The organism is Anaerostipes sp. Marseille-Q3525, assembly GCF_018223505.1.
Taxonomy (GTDB): domain Bacteria; phylum Bacillota; class Clostridia; order Lachnospirales; family Lachnospiraceae; genus Anaerostipes; species Anaerostipes amylophilus.
Genome location: NZ_JAGTTT010000073.1, coordinates 1 through 1642 on the forward strand (window position 1 = coordinate 1; position 1642 = coordinate 1642).

Below are 1642 nucleotides of genomic sequence, written 5' to 3' on the forward strand. Positions count from 1 at the left end.
ACCGATGGAGATAATATCCAGACATCCCAGAACCTGATCGGAACCGATGGAAATATCCTTGCAACACAGAGATATGGAAGTGACCATACGGACTATCTGTTGTATCATAAAGATATCCAGGGAAGTACCACAAGTCTTGTAAAAGAAGATGGAAGTGCTGATGCAACATACCGGTATACAGACTTTGGAGAGACAGCAATCAACGGAGATAACAAAGCAGAGAATGAGGTTTGTTATACGGGTGGAATCTATGACCAGAGTACAGGATTATATTATTTGAATGCAAGGTATTATAATCCTGAGGATGCAAGATTTTTGATAGAAGATACTTATCGTGGAGAAAATGATAAACCTGATACACAACATTTATATGTATATTGTGCGAATAATCCAATAAATCATGTTGATCCTAGTGGTCACTATGCAGTGGCATTATATACATTAGTAAAGGTAGTTGCAGGAGGAGTGGTATTTTATGTATCATATTCAACTTGGAAAAGACGAAGGATAAAGACACGATATGCAGGAAGAAGAGTTACTTTTAAAACTAGAATATCTATATGGCTTACGTGGAGAGCAGCTAATAGAATAATGCATAGTAAAGGTAAGGGAAAAAAGAAAAAGCAGTCAAAAATGAGTGAAAAAGAAAAATCATCAGATACACCAAGTTGGGCAGATGGACATAATCCAAAAGCAGGAGAAAATGGAAATGCTTATGCAAAAAGGGAAATGGAAAAGGAAAGGAAGACAAGGACATGAATATAGTGAATTAAAAAAATGGGCAGACAGGGGATACCGATACAAAAAAAGAAGATAAGTAATTTGTAAATGTATAAAATATATTGAAGGAGGTAATAATAAGAATGGTTTATGAGCTATTTTTTTCATATTATGATCAAGATCCAGAAAATGATGAAGAAATGATTATTGCTGCATATTCATCATATGAGAAAGCAGAATCAGCAAGAAAAAAACTTTTGGAACAACCAAGGTTTAAAGGAAAAGAAGATTTTTTTGAAATTCATGATTTTAAAATGAATGAACCTTGGTGGGATGAAGGATTTTGGAGAGCAACAAGGTCATATTTCATAATTCAACTTTTAAGAGGATATGTAATTGAAAAAGAGCAAGAGCATAATTCAGAAAATCATAATATAGAAATAAGAAATCAAGAAGATAGATTAGTGTATCAAGGTAGCATGGATTGTTATTATGATCATGAAAAATTTTTGTGTTTGAAAAATATTGAGAGTGGGGAAATGTATTGTTTAGATAAACAACAAGGAAAGATTCAATATGAAGCAAATACTTATGAAGATATGTTAAAATTTGTAAGACAAAGATATCAGATTGAAATTTTTGGATGGAAAGATATTTTTAGAAAATGAGGTGATGCAATATGTATGTATATCAACTAACATATAGAGATGAAGGAAACCTATTACCCATTGGTTATTTTGGAAGTTGGAAAAAGGCAAGAAATGTAATGAAAAAGTATAGATCAACATTACCAGGATTTAAAGAATATCCAAATTATTTTATTTTAAAAAAAGTAAAATTAGATGAGGATGATTACTATTTTCCAGAAAAATAAAGCTGCACAAGGAGTACTAGATTGAAGGCTACTTGAATGATGCAATAT

Annotated in this window: 3 protein-coding genes; all 3 read left to right on the forward strand. The window is 31.8% G+C overall.

Annotation, left to right across the window (positions count from 1 at the left end; translation table 11 throughout):
* The coding region (locus tag KE503_RS14300; RefSeq protein ID WP_249183095.1) for an RHS repeat-associated core domain-containing protein at positions 1-759 on the forward strand (759 nt) is incomplete at its 5' end.
* A gap of 104 nt (positions 760-863) precedes the next feature.
* Positions 864-1388, forward strand: a complete 525-nt coding sequence (locus KE503_RS14305; RefSeq protein ID WP_022374262.1) for a hypothetical protein — start codon at positions 864-866, stop codon at positions 1386-1388.
* Between the two features lie 11 nt (positions 1389-1399).
* On the forward strand, positions 1400-1594 hold the full coding sequence (locus KE503_RS14310) for a hypothetical protein (protein WP_055196904.1): 195 nt from the start codon (positions 1400-1402) through the stop codon (positions 1592-1594).
* Positions 1595-1642 lie beyond the last annotated feature (48 nt).

Coding starts and splice junctions, on each gene's coding strand:
- KE503_RS14305 (WP_022374262.1), top strand. CDS start 864: ATGGTTTATGAGCTATTTTTTTCATATTATGATCAAGATCCAGAAAAT.
- KE503_RS14310 (WP_055196904.1), top strand. CDS start 1,400: ATGTATGTATATCAACTAACATATAGAGATGAAGGAAACCTATTACCC.